Consider the following 18,496-nt stretch of genomic DNA (forward strand, 5'->3'; position numbering starts at 1 on the left):
TCAGAGTTCTCCTGCGAGAGCCTGTCCTGCCACCAGGTGAGGGGCCTCGTTGAAGGGGTTTATCAGGCTTCGGAAACGAAGACGGTACACGTGCTCCAGGATCGGGGATCCGGCGAGCTTCCGGGGTGTATCCCAGGCGGCCATGCGACCGCCATCGAGAAGAAGCAGCCGGTCGGCGAAGCCCATGGCCAGATTGATGTCGTGGAATACCGATATCACCGTCAGCTCCCGCCGGCGCTGCTCTTCGGCGATCATCTCCAACAGATTAAGCTGATGTCGCAGATCAAGATGATTGGTAGGCTCATCCAGCAAGATCAGCGGAGTTCGCTGAACGAAGGCCCGGCCAAGCAGGACCCGTTGGTATTCCCCGCCACTTAAGGTGGTGACCGGCCGATACCTCAGCTGCGCGAGATCCAGCCGCTTGATAATGTCCTCAACGATTTCCCGGTCACCCTTACCGGGGCGGTAAAAAAGCCGGGTGCCATGGGGATAACGGCCCATTGCGATGATATCCTCTGCGGCGTAGGCGTACTGGCTGGCAGCCATCTGGGGGACGTATGAAACCAGCTGTGCCAGATCTTTTTGCGGGATGTCGGCGATATCCCGCTGATCATACAGCATCATACCCGTCGGGGGACTGAGGATTTTCAGCAGAAGGCGGATGATGGTACTCTTGCCCGATCCGTTAGGCCCCAGGATTCCTACCCGCATACCGCCGCTGATTTCGAGGGAAATATCCTCCAGACGGAATCCTGCTGATCCGCTAGGATCATAGGCATAGCTCAGGCTTTTCAGACTCAAGGACTTCATCGGAAATCCCCCCGCCGACGCCGGCTTATGAGGATGTACAATAGATACGGCGCACCGAGCATGGATGTAATGACCCCCACCGGAAGTTCCGCCGGCGAAAGAAGCACCCGGCCGACCATGTCCGCTAACATCAGAAACAACGCGCCCCCTAAAACTGAAAGGGGCAGGAGGCTCCGGTGATCCGGTCCGCTGATCATCCTGATCACATGAGGCACCATCAGCCCGGCGAACCCGATGATTCCGGTGACCGAAACGGTGATGGCGGTTACGAACGAAGCCGACAGCAATAGCCGCACTCTGGCCCGCCCCGGTACCAAACCCAGGGACCGGGCACTGTCATCGCCCTGGGAAAGCAGGTTCACATCCCGCCACTGGATGAGAATGAGCAGCAGCCCCGCAATCTGAAACCAGAACGCAGACCTCAGCTTGCCCCAACCGGCCGAGCTGAGGCTTCCGAAGGTCCAGAATATGATTTTTTCGGCCTGCTCATGATTCATATACATAATCAGGGATACCCTGAGGACAACATCACCGATATGGCGATGCCTGCTAGCAGCAAACCGGTGGATTCTCCCCGGCGACTTGCAAGCCCGGCCACCGCCAACACCAGGGCCACGGCGCCGGCTGATCCGATGAGGGCGAATATCTGCAAGGTGATCTGATTCGAGGTTCCCAGGATGATGCCGATGGCCACGGCGAACGCCGCACCTGAGGATATCCCCATCACGTAGGGATCGGCCATGGGGTTGAGAAACACCCCTTGAAGAACCGCCCCTGCTGCGGCCAGGCAGGCTCCGGAACTCAGGGCGAGCAGGATACGAGGGAGGCGAAGGTTCAGGATGATGATTCGCGAACTATCGGCTATGCCCTCGAAGCTACCCGCCCCCATACTCGCGCCGAGGACGCGGAGGGTTTCCGGGACAGTGATATCTGCGGTGCCCACGGTCACCGAGATAAGGGCGGCGAAAGGTATCGCCGCCCCGAGAAAGGCAAACAAGAACGATGTTTTTTTCACCCGAAACCTCAGAACAGGTCGGGATGGATAGTGGTAGCCAGGGCAAGCAGCCCATCAGCGAGCCGAGGACCCTGGCGGTCGATGAGGTTATTGTTCAGCGGCCGAAGGTTGCCGTTTTTAATGGCGTTGAGATCCCCATAGCCCTCGGCAGCCTGAAGCGAAGCCGGCGTATCATAAAATTCCGAGCAGATGATGATTTCGGGGTCGTTTTCAACGATCTTTTCAAAGCTGTAGGACCAGCCCTCGACATCGGAGGCGATATTGTCACCGCCGGCCATTACTATCATCTCGCCGATAAAGGTATCGCCTCCGGCAGTGTAGTCACCCCACTGGCCGAAGCCGACCACATAATAGACCTTCGGACGCTCGTTGACCGTCGCAATTCGCTCGGTGACCATCGCCACGGTTTCCCGCATTTCGTCAACCAGGGCTTCGGCTGCATCTTCGGTATCGAGGAGCTCTCCCATGATCCGCGCCAGTTCATAGACGCCTTCGAAGCTTTCTTCGTTGTACAGCGAAACCACTACGATACCCAGTTCTTCGAGCGTGTTCAGGTTGTCTTCAGTAAAGTGAGTGGAAACCAGGACCACATCGGGGTTAAGCTCGACGATACGCTCGAGATTCGGCTCACGCAGGGAGCCGATACTCTCTATATCGTTGACGGCCGCAGGGTAATTGCAAAAATCGGTCCGACCGATCAGGCGGTCTCCGGCGCCCAGGGCATACACGAACTCGGTGATGCTCGGGGCTACAGAAATGATGCGCTGGGGCGCCTCGGAAAAACTGATGGACCGACCATACGAGTCGACGATATCGACCTGATATGCCTCCTCGATTACCACCGGTTCGGTGGCGGTAGACGGCTCACTCTGCCCACCGGCAAACAGGGCCAATGGCAGGAGAAGAAGGAAAAAAACGGGAAGTGCGCGTTTCATGGCAACATCCTTTATACAAGATATTTCGGGCGGGATGCTGACGTGGGATGCAATCCGGCCCCGGAACCATACACCGTGGTCCCTTGGGCATATCATCCGGCAGGTCTCCTGGCTGAGAGGAATCAAAAATGCCGCCTTCCCAAGAAACTGTTCTCAGTGGCGTACCGCCGCGACTTGACCGCGGGGGGCATTTAAACCTCAATCACAGTGGCGGGACCGCGCAGGAATTGCACCTGCTTCCCTTTTCATCCATTCGGTCCTGGCGGACCGTTTGGAAACCGGATGTTATGAGAAATTCATCGTAGTCCCAGGCGGCTTATCTGTCAATCGAGCTATTCATTAATTTCCATACATTAGTGACAACATCCCGTTCCATTTACTATGCTGTATAGAATGAAAATATCGACGGGAAAAGGCGATGCCGGTCAGACCGGCGTGGGCGGCGGACTACGAGTGGACAAGGATGATGTGCGGGTCGAATGCCTTGGTGAAATAGACGAATTCAACAGCGGCATTGGCCTGCTTCGGGCCTGGCTTGGCCCGGAGCATAGGTGGCAAGAGGACCTTCAGAAGGTCCAAACGGACATGATGGAAATTATGTCACACCTCGCTACCCCGGGGGACATGGCAAAGCAGAACACACGGCCGCACCCTGAGGATGGTCCGCGCTACCTGGAAATGTGGAGTTTTGAGCTAGAAAAGTCTCTTGATGAGGCCTCGGACTGGTTTCTTCTGCCCGGCGGTAATGTTGCCTCCTCACAATGCCATCTGGTACGAACCGCTGTCCGTCGAGCTGAACGACGCTTAATCAGCCTGAAAAAGGCTGATCCGGATTGTGTCTTGCCCTATATGCTGGTTTACGTTAACCGCTTGAGCGACACTCTGTTCCTCATGGCCAGGGTGCTGATGCAGGATGAGGGAGTGTCGGAAGAAAAGTGGAAGCTGTTTAAGCCGCCAGCGGAATAAAAGGCATTTCTTCTCGGTCATGCCACCGTCGGTTCCACGAACTTTAAAACCAAGTTTTCATTATGTGCTGGATGGATTCTGTCAGTAAGCCATATCCACCAGGTTCTTTGGCCAGGGATCCTCGAACTCATGTCCGTTCTTCCACAACTCTATCTCTTCGTCGCTGAGGAAACAGGATTGCAGCGCTTCGGCAAAACGATCGACATGGGCGGCATCGCCGATAACCGTAATATCGCAACAGCGGTCGCCGAAGCGATTTCCTTCGGCTTTGAGTCGTTTTTTCAAAATCTCTATTTCATATGATGAAACCCCGGGGTTCTCGTCCTCGGCGATTCCCGCTCTCCAGGAACCATTGATTCCCAAAGTGATTCCCCCGGCTGATTGATTCCACAAGAGAGAGTGCTTGCTCCGGCTCGCAAGCCAAAAAAACCCTTTGCTCCGATGAATCCGTTTGTCCAACAGGGTGTGACAGACTTCCCACAGGCGCTGGGGATGGAATGGCCGGTCATCTTTTATCACCCGGGCAGCCAAATCGAACGGACGGTCGCTTTTTGCATCGGCGGCTACGGCAGGACGAATTTCATCCATGAGCCGGGACACCCGATGATAATCGTATTCGGGCAACTCGAGAATCGCCTCAAGAGGATAATTCCCATAATGGAGCGAGAACGCCGGTACATATGGATTGATTTCCTGGACAGAGGAGACGATGTTCTGAAATTGCGCATCCTGCAATCGATCAGCCTTAGAAAACATGATATGGCTGCAGAACATAATTTGCTCAACCAGGAGATTGACGGTGCCGCGAACCTGTGTCACGACATTTTTCTGCATTGCGGGAAACAGCCCCCTTCCGTCATCATAATCGTGAGACAGCATCAGACTATCCACCAGGACACATACGCCGCAGAGCATCAACCGGCTCTCGTTTTGGAAATACTCGATCAGAGGCATAGGATGACAGCTACCCGAGGTCTCGATGATAAGGAGATCCGGATTCCCATCACTCAGCAATTCCTCAATTGCCTGATCGAGCATCGCGATTCCCTTCTCACTGCTGAGCACGACGGAGCTGATTGAACGAAGCAGCGAAGCATTCGCTTCGATAATCCCGGTATTTCCGATCAACTCGCCATCGATATCAAGTTCGCTCATATCATTGACGATGGCTCGTACATCCAGCCTCCGCTTGTGCGCCTGGGCCAGGAGTTTGCGAAAGAGGGTGGTTTTTCCGGAACCAAGAAATCCGCTTAAGATCAGCGCGGGAATCGGCGATTTGGCTCGGCCGGACTGGTGTTCATTGGTTTTCACTGGTCTTCTTTACCACGGATGGGTAGATGCCGCCAAGCTTGACGCAAGATGGCGGGCGGAAAATCGAAGCCTTGTTCCCCGAAAGCCGGGGAGACAAGGGGCGAATGAGAAGCATTACCGATGAGCAAATTGATGCGCTCATGCTGCTTCGAAAAGAGCATCCAAAACTCTCCACCCCGCGTCTGGTTGAAATTGCTCAAGGAAACGGCGTCTTTCCGTCCGGAAAAGAGGTCTCCATGGCCAGCATTTACCGGCTCATGAAGATCCGCAAAGCCCAACGGGTCAAGGTCGAGTCTGACATGAGGAAGTTCGAGGTACAACTACCCAACGACCTGTGGCAGTCAGACTGCATGCACGGTCCGAAAGTTCTGCATGGCGGGAAACTGAGAAAGACCTATCTGTTTGCAATCATTGACGACCATTCAAGGCTCATTACCCATGGCCAGTTCTACCTGGCTGAAACACTGGAAAATTACCTGGACTGCTTATGGACGGCGTTACGCAAGCGGGGAGTTCCCCGAAAGCTCTATGTCGATAACGGGGCATCATTTAAGGCGCACAGGCTCCAGTTGGGATGTGCTTCGCTGGAAATCGGGCTGCGCTATGCACGGCCGTACCGTCCCCAGGGAAAGGGCAAGATTGAACGGTTCTTTCGTACCGTACGTAGCCAGTTTATCCCCGAGCTGCCTGATGAACTTCCTCTGGATGAGATCAACCGGCTGTTTCACCACTACATTGAAAACGGTTATCACCAGAGGATCCATGGCGGTACGGGGCAGAAGCCCCTGGAGCGTTACCTGCAGGATGCCCATGCCTTGCGAAAAGCGCCGGAGAACTTGCCTGAATACTTTCGAAAACGCGAGGAGCGAACGGTAAACAACGACCGTACAGTGAAACTCGATGGCCGTTTGTATGAAGCTCCTGCGGGGTTGCTGGGCATGAAAGTCGTCCTGCGGTTTGAGAATTACGACCGGATTGAAGTCTTTCTCGACGATCAGTCCAAGGGATTCTTAAGAGATCTGGATCAGGGAGTGAACAGCCGCATTAAGCGGGACGGCACGGGTCCGGTCATGCCGTCGGCTTCGGGGGGAGCTCTTTTTGAAAAGCTGGGCTCAAAGGCAGGTAGCTAATGGATACGCTGCGCCACCACTTTGGATTCCGGCACGACCCGTTTCCGCAGAATGTAGCGGTAAAGGACCTGTATCCCCTGCCGGCATTGGAACCCCTGCGGCAGCGGGTGTTCTTTGCCCTGGAGCAGAAAGCCATTGCCGTCATCACCGGAGATGTGGGGTCGGGAAAGTCTACGTCATTGCGCTATGTCTCAAGCAAATGCCATTCGAGTGAGTATGAACTGATTACCATTGTCGGCGGGAACTTCTCACCCATGGAACTGTACCGGCAGATCCTGCTCACTTTCGGCATGAGCTATATGTCGTTCCAGGTATCGATCATGATCTCGAAGATCCGGGAGCTTATTCTGGAAATTGCATCCCGCAATGTCATCCCGGTGCTGGTAATCGATGAGGCTCATCTGCTGAAACGGTCGGTGTTTACCCAGCTGCATACCCTTGCTCAGTTTGAATTCGATTCCAAGCCGGTCATGCCGATGATTCTCTGCGGTCAGGATTTCCTGCTCGATCATCTGATGGCTAACTCAGTTCGGCCTCTGGCGTCCCGGGTGCTGGGAAAGAATCATCTGGAGTCTATTAAGAAGGAGGTGATGGAGGATTACCTGAACCATCATATCACCTTGGCCGGTGGAGCAAAGAAAGTCTTCAGTGATGAGGCGATCTTTGCCATTCATCAGGGATCCGGTGGTCTCTTGCGAAAAGCCAACTCTCTGGCAAAAACGGCTCTCCTTGCCTGTGCCGGAGATGGCGGACAGACTGTTTCTGCAGAACACATTCGGGTCGCTTCCACTGAGATATTTATGTAGGGCCTCCTGAAAAAACCCTATGCTGCCATATTACCATACCCCAATACCACGGGGAAATGAGACTTCGTAATTTTTCGGCTGCGTAGCATAGCTATGATAAAGACGTAAAAAAGATCCTTCCGAATCTTTTCCATGTTCATCACCAGCATGATCATGGCCACCTGCGATTCACTGGTCTCAGCAAGCTTTGTCATTAAACGACCCATTGAGTACCGTCGTTTTGCTCTGCCAAATGTCCCTTCGACAGCTATTCTATCCAGCTCATCCTGACGAGCCAGCTTCTTTCGTTCCCGATTTTCACCACGATCTTTCGGTGGACGACCAAGCGGCGGACCGGATAATCTGATTCCCCGTTCCTTGCACCAATTCCGGTTGCCCCTGGTGCGGTAAATCTGATCGGCGTGTATTGATTCCGGATACACACCATATCTGTGCCTGTACTTTTCAGCCTGCATGACTAAATCACCAGACTCGTTGTATGGATCCCATGAACAGCGATCGATAAACATGTACCCGTCAATATTGGCGGATGAAATCTTCATGCCGAACTCAACCGGGGTACCGGCTTTTCCCCTGACGATGGGTCGAATATGGGGTTGGGAGATACTCACAATCCGGCCCGATATTCGATGATCTTTGGATTCATACATCAGTGCCTGCTGGCGAAAGACTTCCGAGATAACCAGCATATTCCGGTACTGTTTCCGTGACAGGCTTTTCAAACCGACACCTGCTGCTAATTGCTCTATATGCCGGAGATTACGGCGTATGTACCCCAGCTGCTTGCGTATTGCCTTGCGCATCTTGTTCTTGCTTGCTCTGCGCTTTTTGATGACCGCCAAAAAATCCTTTCGCGCTTTCTGCCGGTAGGTTCGGGGTTTTGTCGCCCCCTTGGCCCGTTTTGCGTGAAGAACGTCTATGATGGTTTCCAGTTTTTCCCGGCTCTCGTTTAAAATCGAAAGATCGGTGGGATATCGAATATCACCGGGTACGCAGGTGGCATCAATCAGAAGCTTTCCGTTGTTTTCTACCTCAGGATTTTCTTCTTTTTCAGCTTCCGTATCATCTTCAGTTTTTTTTTACGTTCTTCGGCAATAATCAATTCATTTGCGTGAGTGATCATGTCCATGCTGATTCGCTTTCTGAAATGGACCATCATTGATGGATCAAAAGGAGCCTCATCTTGGTACCCCTGCATTCCGATGAGATATTGCAGGTAAGGCGTCTCACGAATCTGCTCCACGGTTTCCTCATCTGTAATTCCTAATTTTTCCTTTATAATCAGGGCACCCAATGCTGTACGGAAACGGATCGCCGGAGCGCCTTGCCCGCTTTCGATAGCAAACTGTGAGGCGTATTCTGCTTCTAAATCTTCCCAGGGAATTAAATCAGCAAGCTGAACCCAGCGGTTATTGGGGTTCAGTTTGCCTCCAAATGGGAGATAGAAATCTTCAAATGAAAGCTGCGTTTTGTCCTCAGTTCTATACATAATCCCTCCCGCCAAGAAAACAGGTGCAAGGGTTTTTGCCTGGTTTTCGCAAAAACCGTGCACTTCATAGTAAGCCTTCCACAAACCCATTCAACGAACTTAGTCGAATCCCCATTTGATTCCGATCTCAGATGCATACTCCCTCAGATTGGGGGCGGGAATCAGGTTTTGCCAGGGCATAGCGTGTTCGCCAAAGTGCTGGTAGCAGCGAAATAGAAAGAGCAGGTAGTGCATCGGTTCCAGATGATTTGCTTTGGCCGATTCAATAAGGGTATACAAGGCGGCGGAGGTTTTTGCACCGTGACTTTCAGTATTAAACAGCCACGCTTTGCGTCCCACCACAAACGGGCGAATCGCGTTTTCCGCCCGGTTGTTGTCTATGGGGACCGACGGATTATAAAGGTAGATTTCCAGTCGATCGATGAGGTTAACCGAATATGAAACGGCTCTGCCCAATGCACTCTTGGGAGGAATCCGCTTCCCCTCTTCATACAGCCAGAGGCGAAATGAATCGAACACCGGTTTTGCCCGGTTCTGACGTATGGACAGTATCTGTTCGCTATCCAGTCCGGATGCATCTTTTTCAATAGCATACAGTTCCCGAATCATCTTCATCGCTTCCTGTGCCTGAGGATTTCGCCGATCCCCCTTGAGTACGTCATTGAATTTCCGTCTGACATGGGCAAAACAAGCAGCAAGTGTTATCGGCAGATCACTGACCGCAGCCGGGTATGTACCGTAGCCATCACACATGAGGGTCCCCGAGAAATTGCCTATCAGTTGCCGTGCCGCATTGGCACCGCGACTGCCGTCTTCATACAAGAATCGAACCAAACGGTGGCCGGCACGCTCGCCGGCTGCCACCCACATATATGAAGTCCCGTCCTTTTTTATCCCATTGTCCTTCAAGACCCGCAACCGCGTTTCATCGGCGCAGACGACCGGGTAGCGCTGGAGCTCTGAACCGATCAGATCCACCAGCGGAGCAAAGACATCCGCTGTACGGCTTGCTGCCCGTGCCATGGTCTGCTGGGATATACTGATCCCGCTTCGTTGCAGCACCCGCTCCTGGCGGTAAAACGGCAGTCCATCGCAATACTTTGATGCAACCACCTGAGCGATAACCGTATCTCCCATGATCGATTTCGGGTATACGGCGGCAGGAGCAGCTGCAGCCTCGACCCCGCAGTTTCCGCAGCTACAGGCATAGGTCTTGCGAACGATCCGCTTTACATAGAATTCGATGGGTTTCATCTCAAGCTGCTCGCTTACCTCTTTCCCAATGAGCTGCTTTTCCCGGCCGCACTCACTGCAGATCTTTTGATCCTCAGCGATATCGAGTATTGTCGTTTCCCGTTCGAGGTCATCTGGTAATCGCTCCCGCTTTCCCCGGGAGGCGGTCTTCTTCTGGTTTTGCGACGGTTTTGAGGTAGATTGAGGCACATCTTCCTCAAGAGGGTTTTCAGATTGTGGTTGTACCATAAGCATTTCAGCTTCGGTAAAGAGATGAGCGGTTTCCAGTTCGGTAGGCTTCCATTTTTCACTGGACTTACCGTATCTACGGGCAAGTTCGATGCGAAGCTTTTCCTCCAGGACCGCCATCTCTTCCCGTGCTTGAGCCATCTCTTCCCGCGTTTGGGCCAGCAGCTTCCTCGTGAGGATATGTTCTTGCTGTTCCCGGCTGAGCAGGGTGTGAACTGTCGTCAGATCGCGGTTCTGTGAAGCAAGAGCCGTTTCAAGTTGATCGGCTGCGTCAAGCACAGAGGAATCGTGGGCGCTTGCGCCGTGTGTCCTGATAATCTGTAACAGATCGCGGGCTTCCATACCGAGAGACTAGCATGGCTGCTTTTAAAGGTGCAAGAGTTAGTACCGGCGAACCGGATGAGCGCGTTCCCAGTCAAGGCCCAATAACAGCCAGCCCAACTGCTCGCCGCTGACTGCCCGGGCTTCCTGCGGTGTTTGGGGCCACCGGAACTTATCCACTTCAAGCCGTTTGTACCACAGCCCGTAGCCATTGCGATCCCAATACAGGATCTTGATAATATCCCGACGCCGACCGCAGAACACGAAGTACTGCCCGCTCATGGGATCCAGCGCCAGCTGATGGGCGACAATTCCCGACAGCCCGTTAACAGCTTTTCTCATGTCGGTTTTCCCGGGAATCAGCCATACCCGTGCAGCAGGATCAAGGTGAAACATCTTCACTCCCCCTGGCAGGCTGCCGCAATTCTCGTCAGCCGGGAAAGAGAAATCCGGCCTCGAACATGAACCCGGCTATCGCTGCCGGGCACGTCCATGTACAATCCCTCTGTGTATAGTTCGTATTCTTCCATTCTGCCCAGTGTCCGAAGGTCGCCCAGACTGGGAAGTTCGACACACTGAAGTTCTTCCGGTTCCTGAACTGCGGGACCGTTCAGCTTTCGATCCCAATAGCCAAAGGCTGAATAGGATATATCGTTTTCCTGACAGAATGACTTTCGACTGGAGGTGTCGCTTGAATAAAACTCTTCAACCAGTTCTCGCCATTGCTCGGCGCTGTGCATCGTACTCATATAATTTCTCCTTGAGCACAATATTGTAGTGATTACTCAGTTTGTCTGTATGGGATTGTGGAGGGCTTACACTTCATACACAAATCCTAGCAGTATTTCATTTATATGTATAGGGTTAAGGTTTTTTCAGGAGGCCCTATGTAAATGCTACCCCTGCCGCACAGCGGCAGGGGGTGCCCTTCGTCAGTTTTACTTGTAAAATTGTTTGTCTGTACGTGCGAGGGTTAGGCTAATTTAATGTGCGAAGCTACAGTTCTCGAAAATGTCAGATGCGATCCCGATATTGCGGCAGTGTTTCTTAATATCAGTCAGGATTTCCGGCAGATGACCGGATTCATTGATATCACCATAGGCGCGGGCCCATACAATAACCTGATTTTTGTCATCAACTGCAGCGATTCCATTGTAGCCTTGAATGACCCCATGGGAACTGACCATTTTTGCACTCTCATTGTCAGTGAGATTACTCTTCACCGGTTTGCCTGAGGCACCGAGCCTGTCATCGTTCTCTTCCAGCCAGCGGGTGATTTTCTCTGCCTTGGCTTCCAATTTTTTGATCGCTGCAATTTCCTTATCCTGATTGTCAGTTCCTGTTTTCTGAGCATGCTCATGTTGATGTTTTTCAACCAGGTAGGCGATGGATTTCCTGATGCTTTCGACTTTCTTCAGCAGCTGTGCCTTGGTCCCGCTCCATTCCTTGGAACAGTTTGATGAGATCTTGCAGCCATCGATAGCAAACATCTCCTTGCCGATGAGGTTTTCTGAATAACAGATGGCAAGCACCTTGGTGAACAATTCGACACATTCTCTATCCATAGATGCAATAAAATCTAAGTCTTCTTCGGATATACTTATTATATAGCGTCCATTTTTATAAAGTGCTTTCCTAAATATCATTTCAATATCAGGATCAAGAAGTAATAAGCCATTTATTAAATTTAAATCATTCTCTTCTAATACAATCTTCATAGCTAATAATCCTATCGTAGATGACGTTTCATAAGAATTTCTTCAATATTTCTTCGGCCATCAATTACCGCAAGGATATATACTTTATTGTCTTCGATTTTATACATTACGCGCCAAGGTCCAATTATTAATTCCCGATACTTATATATATTTTGCTTTTGTAGTTCAGGAATGATCCGACCCCGATCGGGAAAAGAATCTAATTTTGATGCAGCAGCTTTGATTTTTTCATACTGTTTTATGGCAATATCAATTGATTCAATCGAAATATATTCAATTATTTCTTCTAAATCTTCAACTGCAGTTTTTGTCCAGAATATTTTATGACTCCCCTGAAAAAAGGTAGGGAATTCCCAAAATTTTGTTGATAGGGTAAAATTCCGCATCGGGGGGAGCGGATGTTTCGAAAGAACGAAGGACATAAGCAGCAGAGAATGTTTACATCGGTGGACCAACTTCCTGAGACTGCAAGAAAACACCTTGAACAGTCCTGGGCACAGGTTTTCTACCATGAATATTTCTGCAGGATTAACGAGGAGGTCTTCTCCGTTCTCTACAGTGATAAGCATTCACGGCCCAACACGCCTATCAATATTCTGGTAGGCTTTGAAACCCTCAAATCCGGATTCGGCTTAAGTGACGAGCGACTCTATGATCATTTCATGTTTGATCTGAAGTTCCGCTACGCCCTGGGCTTGAAGGACTTTGACGAAGGAAACTTTGAGCTGCGTACTATCTACAACTTCCGCTCAGCGGTGAGTGCCTATGAAGAGGAACACAGGGTTAATCTGATTCACAAGGCAAGTGAACAGATAACCGACGAGCAATTGAAACAGTTTCAGATAAAAACCGGCCTACAGCGGATGGATTCAACCATGGTGCAGAGTAACATCCGCAAGATGAGCCGTCTGCAGCTGTTGGTAGAAATCATCCATCGCTTTTACCGTATGCTCAGTGAAGAAGAACAGAAAGCGTATGAGCAGCTGTTTGCCAGGTATGTGAAAGAAGACTCCCTGCACTATTGCTGCCGGGTGAAACGGGACGAGATGGACGGGCGACTTGAGCAGCTTGGAAAAGATCTATCGACTATGCTGGAATGTTTTGAAGACGTGCACGGAGATGAAAAAGCGTACCAGCAGGCCTTCAGGGTTTTTGGTGAACACTTTCGTTTTGAACAGGAATCTATCGTTGTGCGAGAAAGTAAAGAACTCGGTGGTAGCACCTTGCAGTCTCCTGATGATGAAGAGGCCACCTTCAGGACGAAAAGCAGAGAAAGCTCCCGGGGGTATGGTGCAAATATCACGGAAACTTGCGATGAAGATAATAATCTCCAACTCATCAGCAGGGTAAGTGTGGCGCCAAACATAACCGATGACCAGCAATTTCTGGCCGAAGATATTGAGAACCTGAAAGAGCGGGAGGGAATCGATGAAGTGTATACCGATGCGGGGTATACGGGAGAGGCGGCAGCCAAGGCAACAGCAACATATCAGGTAAGCCAGCACGTGAGTGCCATCAAGGGAAGGAAAAAAGAGAAGACGAGAGTGGGCCTGGAAGATTTCACCGTCACTCGAACCAGTGAAGGAAAGGTGACTGCTATCATCTGTCCAAATGGCCAGGGCGGGGAGCTGCGGGAAAGTAAAAAAGCAGCAGACCGCTATACCGCCGGGTTTTCTGCCGACGGCTGTCAGGCTTGCCCCTTTGTCAACCAGTGCCCGGCAAAGCGGCTGAAAAAGCGACCAAGTTATGTTCTTCATTTTACTGCGACCGATTTGCGGGTTGCCGCCACCAGGAAGCAGGTAGCAGAAACAGGAAAAGAGATTACCAATAAGCGGGCATCAATAGAGAGTACCGTTCGAAGTGTTATTCACCCCTTTGGTGGCCATCTCTGTAAACTACCAGTGCGGGGCAGGCATCGGGTTACCACCATGATGGTCTTGAGTGCCATGATGGTTAACATTCGCAGAATCAGGGGATACCTGTTTCCCGAAGATGGGTCAAAACCAATTCCGGATGGATATGCACTCTGTTAGAAGCGAAAAGGGGAAAGGGAAAGCCCTTCGGGGTGGGGGTACAGATAAATAGCCGGTAAAGAAAGTGGCGGGGGCCCTCCCATAGGGTTATCTCCCCCTATGGGGCTGGATTCCCCGACCAATTTTTCCGGGTTTTTTTGAATTTACCATCAAGCTTTTTTCAGGGGAGTCTTTTATGCTCAGCCATTTAGTTTTTCTTTTTTTTATTCAATTTTGATTCAATTTTTTGAAAAACATCATCCTGTGGGATGACATCACCCTCCCCTATGGATTTTTCGCTTTCAGTGAGCATTTTGAGAATTCCTAAGCTGTTTCGCATTTCCTGGTAAGATTCTGTATCTAATAATACCGCTTTAGCTTCACCGTTTTGTGTAATCACTATTGGATTGTGGGTTTCATTAACACGCTTAAGCATATCCGCAGCGTTCGTTTTTATGTATGAAATAGGTTTAATATCATCTTTCAAATTCATTGATTTGCCCCTCAGTACTAATATGTTACTTTATTTGGACTTATTAGTCAATCTGAATTATTCATAACAACCGCTTAACGCGCGCTGCTGACAAGCAGCGTCGCGTTGAAGCGCATGTTATGTGGACTTTCATGCAGATTTTCCATTCCTTAGGAAATCCGTGAAAGCTTTAATTTCCTCTGGAGAATAACGTCCAGTCTTTGTTAAAGATGAATCAATTGAGCTAATGTATTCTAGAAAAATATTAGTTGGGGAGATAGATGGAAGAAAAGCAAAGACATCATATCCGACATCTATGGTGTGATATGGAAAGAACATATCAAAAACAGATAGCCGTTCTGTTATAGATGTTAATAATTGTTCGGTTATAGGAATATTCTTATGATGAAATTCATGTAATTTTTGAGGATTAGGTGTCTCAATTTTTTTTTGGAGTAGCTGTAAATATGCATTTACATTTTGTGTACCGAAAAGGTTGTATATATTTTTTACTAACTCAAGTCGATTAATTGGTGGTACTTTTGCGAGCAAGGATGCTTGCGGGAGATTAATGTTATCGTAGCTAATATTCATGGGAGTGAGCTTCATTTTTTGAATTAACTTTTTGGAATATCCAAAGTTCCCATCATACAAAATAGATTCAATTATCACTTTATGATAATTCATATCGTTTCATCCTTTTGCTGGTATCTGTAAAACAACACACTCAAATTGTTTATGTACCTGACGAAATAAAATGAGAAAAATACATATAACGAGGCTGTAGAAAAAGCCTGCTGCGGCCTCTCTTCATTTTATGCCGGTTCAATATTTTTGGGAAAGTGCAAAATTCTAAATACCATGACTGTTATGATTAAATCCTTTCATTACCCCGTTTCCTATCGTTCCCTGCTTCCTTCATTTACATGTGGAACATTTTTCATTACCAGCATAGTTTCAGCTTTCCAATATTGTGTACCAGGCAAAACAAACGCCATTGGGTACTCACCTTTTTTAGCCCTCGTAAAGTGAAATGATTAAGTCCTTTGGTGCTTCGCAGATGGCCAAACACCGGTTCCACGGTTCCCATACGCCTGGAATACATCGTCCTTGAGGTGGCCGTATCGAATTTCTCTTTAGCCATATTGAGGAAATCCGGACCTTCAATACTCCGGTGAAAGAAGGTTACCTGACGAAATGGAGTTTGAGGATTTCGAATGCATTTATCTCGAAGAGTACATTCGCGACAGACTTTTTCTATCCCTCTGAATCGATCTCCCGTGTATTTCCCATCTTCTGCTTTATAATTTTTCATATTCAACCGGAGTGGATGCCCGGCAGGACAGCTGGCTGTGTGCTTTTTATGGTTATAGTGAAAGTCTTCCGGTGCAAAATATTTTTTACTGTGAACCGGTCGCCAGTTGGCCGTTTTCTTTTTATGCTCTCCTGACGATTCAAAGCGCACATCCCGGGACCGAAATTTATTGTCGGGGATGTATGTATCAATTTCATGCTCTATGCAGTATTTCATGTTTACTTCATTGTGAAATCCGGAGTCTGCGGTGATGGCTACAGTGTGGACAATATCTTCAGATATCCCTGCATCCTTGCACTGTTTTTCCAGGTCCTGCAGGATCTGTGGTAAATGGCCGGCTTCATTAATATCACCATATGCATCGGCCCACACGACTATCTGATTTTTGTCATCTACCGCGGCAATTCCATTGTAGCCCTGAATAACACCATGTGAAGAAAGCATTTTTGCACTTTCATTATCAGTGATATTACTCTTCACCGCTTTGCCCGATGCACCCATGCGGTCATTGTGTTCACTCAGCCAGCTCTCGATTTTATCAGCCTTGGCACTCAGCTTTTCTATTGCAGCAGTTTCTTTCTCCAGGTCTTTGTTTTTCGCGCCGTGCAGATCTTCATGCTGATGCTTACCTACCAGGAAGGATATTGATTTCCGTATCTTCTCAACTTTCCGCACGAGGTCGGCCTTGGTACCGCTCCACTCTTTTGAACAATTAGATGAAATCTTACAGCCATCGATGGCGAACATTTCCTTGCCAATGAGATTTTCTGAATAACAGATGGCCAGAACCTTAGTGAATAGATCAATACACTCTTTATCCATAGACGAAATAAAATCTGCAATGGTTGTGAAATGCGGATGAGTATCCGCAGATAACGCCATACAGACAATATTCTCATCACAAAACCGGGCTATTCTTCGGCTGCTGGTAATTCCCCGTGAGTATGCAAAGAGAATGATCTTCAGAAGAACCGCGGGGTCAAAAGCCGGGGCTCCAGTTTCCTCATTCTGAAAGCGATCATAAAAGACTGAGAGATCCAATTTCTCACTAAACAAGACATGAAGGGTGTATTCAAAGGTTCCAGGCAAAATCTGCTTGGAAAGTGTAATTGGCAGCATCAGTTGCTGATCGTATGAATAGTCCTTGAACCGGGGCATTTTTCCCTCCCATGATGAGCAGGTTCAGTGCGATTGCCAATAGGCGAGTCCGTCTCAAACTCCTTGTTATATGTACTTTTTCATTTTAATTCATATTTTTAATTTATTTCAATATCCTGATTTTTATCTCGTTTCTTTTTCCCTTTATCCGTCACAAACCGGGCATATTATTTTTTTGTTCTCTTTCATATTATTTGTATTGATCATCATGAATCTGTAATTCAACGAAATGCTCGTGCCTTTGAAAAATTTATTTTTTCTTGCGGGTGGCTTCAGCGCATGCTTTTATTCTCTGTATCTGTAGGGATGTTTGACCAGGTTAGAATTTATTTTAATTTCTTTGTATTTCCCTTCACGAAGATGGGTATGAAATTTTGAAACCTTCCGATGCTGAACTATTATTTTATTTTTGAAAATAAATGAGCATCTGCGAATCATTTTAAATTTCATTTTTTAATTTTGGTTCGCCAGGGGAGCATTTTTATCTGCATTTCACAGCAGTTTTCAGGAATGAATTTATTTTTATTTCCTTTCTCAAAAGCCCCTTCTTTATTCCTAGGGAATTCTTTTCCATAGAAAGGTCAGCCAAATTTATTTTATTAATTTATGCATGTCACTTTTCTCAGGTAGAATTTTCAAGCTCCTGAGCAACAGTGCGCATTAATTTTTTTTATCTTCACCACTCTCAAATTTGTAAAAGATCAATCATTCAGCTTGAGTGCATATAACAACGAGTTGAGATGATTTTTCGGCCTGAGCGAAGCGAAGGCTTGGCATGCGTTTTTGCCACCGAAGGTGAGCAAAAATCCATGCCAAAGAAAAATTCATTCTCGAACTCTTTGTTATATAGCATTCAATTATCTACCGAGATAATCAAACACCAAAATCAGAATTTACTTTTCCTTAATTTGTGATTGTCCAATTCTCGATTTCAAGTGACTCGATCCTTTGAAATTCTTTCTCGTTATTTGTCACAAGTATAAGATCTCTCGCCCGCGCCTGAGCACCAATGAGCATATCCATATTGCCGATAAGTATTCCTTGATTTTTTAAGTGTGTTCTAATTTGCCCGTATTCAAATGCATCTGTACTGGAAAATTCGATAATATCAAATGGAATGAGGAATTCCATGAGGGCATTTCTATTTTGTTCTAGTTTTTCAGGATCTGAGTTCGCAATGCCAAATTCAAGTTCTGCCAGAGTTATTGTCGATATTCCAATATTTTCTATTCCGATTGATTCAATTCTGTCGAGCATCGCCGGAAATTTATTTTTTATTAGATAGATGCAAATATTGGTATCGAATAGATAAATCATGTCTACAATGTTTCCCGTTCCTGTGGAGCGTCATTTTCACGAGTGAAGTCCAGCTCTGAGGAAAATTTATCGAATGATTCTCGAAATAGTTTCCAGATTTTATCTTTGGGAATGAGCATTACGATATCATCAATTTTTTTTATAAATACATCGGATCCTGAAAATCGATATTCTTTGGGTAAGCGAACCGCCTGGCTTTTCCCATTCACAAAGAGTTTTGCTGTATCCACAAAGCGCCT

Annotated in this window: 20 protein-coding genes and 1 riboswitch; of the genes, 4 read left to right on the forward strand and 16 right to left on the reverse strand. The window is 48.4% G+C overall.

Features of this window, described 5'->3' with window-relative positions:
* Genes L21SP2_RS09780 through L21SP2_RS09790 form a run of 4 tightly spaced genes read right to left on the reverse strand, consistent with a single transcriptional unit; the run spans position 1 to position 2,760 of the window.
* A complete protein-coding gene (locus tag L21SP2_RS09780; protein WP_024268344.1) occupies positions 1 to 810 on the reverse strand; it encodes an ABC transporter ATP-binding protein in 810 nt (269 codons plus the stop codon).
* Positions 807 to 1,307 (reverse strand): FecCD family ABC transporter permease, encoded by a 501-nt coding sequence (locus L21SP2_RS19045; RefSeq protein WP_169730459.1) that lies wholly within the window; start codon positions 1,305 to 1,307, stop codon positions 807 to 809. Before L21SP2_RS19045 ends, L21SP2_RS09780 begins: the two co-directional genes overlap by 4 nt.
* An 8-nt stretch (positions 1,308 to 1,315) precedes the next feature.
* Positions 1,316 to 1,825 (reverse strand): iron chelate uptake ABC transporter family permease subunit, encoded by a 510-nt coding sequence (locus L21SP2_RS19050; protein ID WP_053335669.1) that lies wholly within the window; start codon positions 1,823 to 1,825, stop codon positions 1,316 to 1,318.
* An 8-nt stretch (positions 1,826 to 1,833) separates the two neighbouring features.
* Positions 1,834 to 2,760, reverse strand: a complete 927-nt coding sequence (locus tag L21SP2_RS09790) for an ABC transporter substrate-binding protein (protein WP_041402733.1) — start codon at positions 2,758 to 2,760, stop codon at positions 1,834 to 1,836.
* An 81-nt stretch (positions 2,761 to 2,841) separates the two neighbouring features.
* A riboswitch (cobalamin riboswitch) is annotated at positions 2,842 to 3,058 on the reverse strand.
* A gap of 95 nt (positions 3,059 to 3,153) precedes the next feature.
* Here L21SP2_RS09790 and L21SP2_RS09795 point away from each other — a divergent pair.
* Positions 3,154 to 3,726, forward strand: coding sequence for a cob(I)yrinic acid a,c-diamide adenosyltransferase (locus L21SP2_RS09795; protein ID WP_024268347.1), 573 nt, complete (start codon positions 3,154 to 3,156; stop codon positions 3,724 to 3,726).
* A gap of 81 nt (positions 3,727 to 3,807) precedes the next feature.
* On the opposite strand, the gene L21SP2_RS09800 is transcribed toward L21SP2_RS09795, so the two are convergent.
* A complete protein-coding gene (locus tag L21SP2_RS09800; RefSeq protein WP_024268348.1) occupies positions 3,808 to 5,037 on the reverse strand; it encodes a CobW family GTP-binding protein in 1,230 nt (409 codons plus the stop codon).
* Positions 5,038 to 5,141: 104 nt separating this feature from the next.
* Here L21SP2_RS09800 and L21SP2_RS09805 point away from each other — a divergent pair, with 104 nt between their 5' ends.
* Together L21SP2_RS09805 and L21SP2_RS09810 are read left to right on the forward strand one after the other, a co-directional pair.
* Entirely contained in the window at positions 5,142 to 6,167 is a 1,026-nt protein-coding gene (locus L21SP2_RS09805) for a DDE-type integrase/transposase/recombinase (RefSeq protein ID WP_053335670.1), read from the forward strand.
* Positions 6,167 to 6,973, forward strand: a complete 807-nt coding sequence (locus tag L21SP2_RS09810; protein WP_024268350.1) for an ExeA family protein — start codon at positions 6,167 to 6,169, stop codon at positions 6,971 to 6,973. The genes L21SP2_RS09805 and L21SP2_RS09810 overlap by 1 nt, the downstream gene beginning before the upstream one ends.
* Before the next feature lie 17 nt (positions 6,974 to 6,990).
* Here the strand turns inward: L21SP2_RS09810 and L21SP2_RS09815 are convergent.
* The 6 genes from L21SP2_RS09815 to L21SP2_RS09840 form a co-directional block, all read right to left on the reverse strand.
* Positions 6,991 to 8,462, reverse strand: a protein-coding gene (locus L21SP2_RS09815; RefSeq protein WP_425277196.1) for an IS5 family transposase whose coding sequence is annotated in 2 segments (ribosomal slippage) — positions 6,991 to 8,052 and positions 8,055 to 8,462 — 1,470 coding nt in all. Because the reading frame shifts where the segments join, the coding sequence is not laid out codon by codon here.
* 99 nt (positions 8,463 to 8,561) lie between these two features.
* A complete protein-coding gene (tnpC, locus tag L21SP2_RS09820; RefSeq protein WP_024266717.1) occupies positions 8,562 to 10,286 on the reverse strand; it encodes an IS66 family transposase in 1,725 nt (574 codons plus the stop codon).
* A gap of 39 nt (positions 10,287 to 10,325) precedes the next feature.
* Entirely contained in the window at positions 10,326 to 10,661 is a 336-nt protein-coding gene (gene tnpB, locus L21SP2_RS09825; RefSeq protein ID WP_024266716.1) for an IS66 family insertion sequence element accessory protein TnpB, read from the reverse strand.
* 2 nt (positions 10,662 to 10,663) lie between these two features.
* Complete coding sequence (gene tnpA / locus L21SP2_RS09830; protein WP_144082893.1) at positions 10,664 to 11,014, reverse strand: IS66 family insertion sequence element accessory protein TnpA; 351 nt, start codon at positions 11,012 to 11,014, stop codon at positions 10,664 to 10,666.
* A 234-nt stretch (positions 11,015 to 11,248) separates the two neighbouring features.
* On the reverse strand, positions 11,249 to 11,983 hold the full coding sequence (locus L21SP2_RS09835) for a hypothetical protein (protein ID WP_024268352.1): 735 nt from the start codon (positions 11,981 to 11,983) through the stop codon (positions 11,249 to 11,251).
* 11 nt (positions 11,984 to 11,994) lie between these two features.
* Positions 11,995 to 12,369, reverse strand: coding sequence for a type II toxin-antitoxin system RelE/ParE family toxin (locus L21SP2_RS09840; RefSeq protein WP_024268353.1), 375 nt, complete (start codon positions 12,367 to 12,369; stop codon positions 11,995 to 11,997).
* Between the two features lie 12 nt (positions 12,370 to 12,381).
* On the opposite strand from L21SP2_RS09840, the gene L21SP2_RS09845 reads away from it, so the two are divergent.
* On the forward strand, positions 12,382 to 14,016 hold the full coding sequence (locus tag L21SP2_RS09845; protein WP_024268226.1) for a transposase: 1,635 nt from the start codon (positions 12,382 to 12,384) through the stop codon (positions 14,014 to 14,016).
* Positions 14,017 to 14,203: 187 nt separating this feature from the next.
* On the opposite strand, the gene L21SP2_RS09850 is transcribed toward L21SP2_RS09845, so the two are convergent.
* The 5 genes from L21SP2_RS09850 to L21SP2_RS09870 form a co-directional block, all read right to left on the reverse strand.
* Positions 14,204 to 14,488, reverse strand: coding sequence for a type II toxin-antitoxin system Phd/YefM family antitoxin (locus L21SP2_RS09850; protein ID WP_024268354.1), 285 nt, complete (start codon positions 14,486 to 14,488; stop codon positions 14,204 to 14,206).
* Between the two features lie 129 nt (positions 14,489 to 14,617).
* Positions 14,618 to 15,154, reverse strand: a complete 537-nt coding sequence (locus L21SP2_RS09855) for a hypothetical protein (protein ID WP_041401460.1) — start codon at positions 15,152 to 15,154, stop codon at positions 14,618 to 14,620.
* A gap of 256 nt (positions 15,155 to 15,410) precedes the next feature.
* Positions 15,411 to 16,940: a transposase gene (locus L21SP2_RS09860; protein ID WP_024268355.1), complete on the reverse strand. Its 1,530-nt coding sequence runs from the start codon at positions 16,938 to 16,940 to the stop codon at positions 15,411 to 15,413.
* A gap of 903 nt (positions 16,941 to 17,843) precedes the next feature.
* Positions 17,844 to 18,257 (reverse strand): type II toxin-antitoxin system tRNA(fMet)-specific endonuclease VapC, encoded by a 414-nt coding sequence (gene vapC / locus L21SP2_RS09865; RefSeq protein ID WP_024268357.1) that lies wholly within the window; start codon positions 18,255 to 18,257, stop codon positions 17,844 to 17,846.
* 2 nt (positions 18,258 to 18,259) lie between these two features.
* Complete coding sequence (locus L21SP2_RS09870) at positions 18,260 to 18,487, reverse strand: antitoxin (protein WP_024268322.1); 228 nt, start codon at positions 18,485 to 18,487, stop codon at positions 18,260 to 18,262.
* Positions 18,488 to 18,496 lie beyond the last annotated feature (9 nt).

This window comes from Salinispira pacifica (assembly GCF_000507245.1).
Taxonomy (GTDB): domain Bacteria; phylum Spirochaetota; class Spirochaetia; order DSM-27196; family Salinispiraceae; genus Salinispira; species Salinispira pacifica.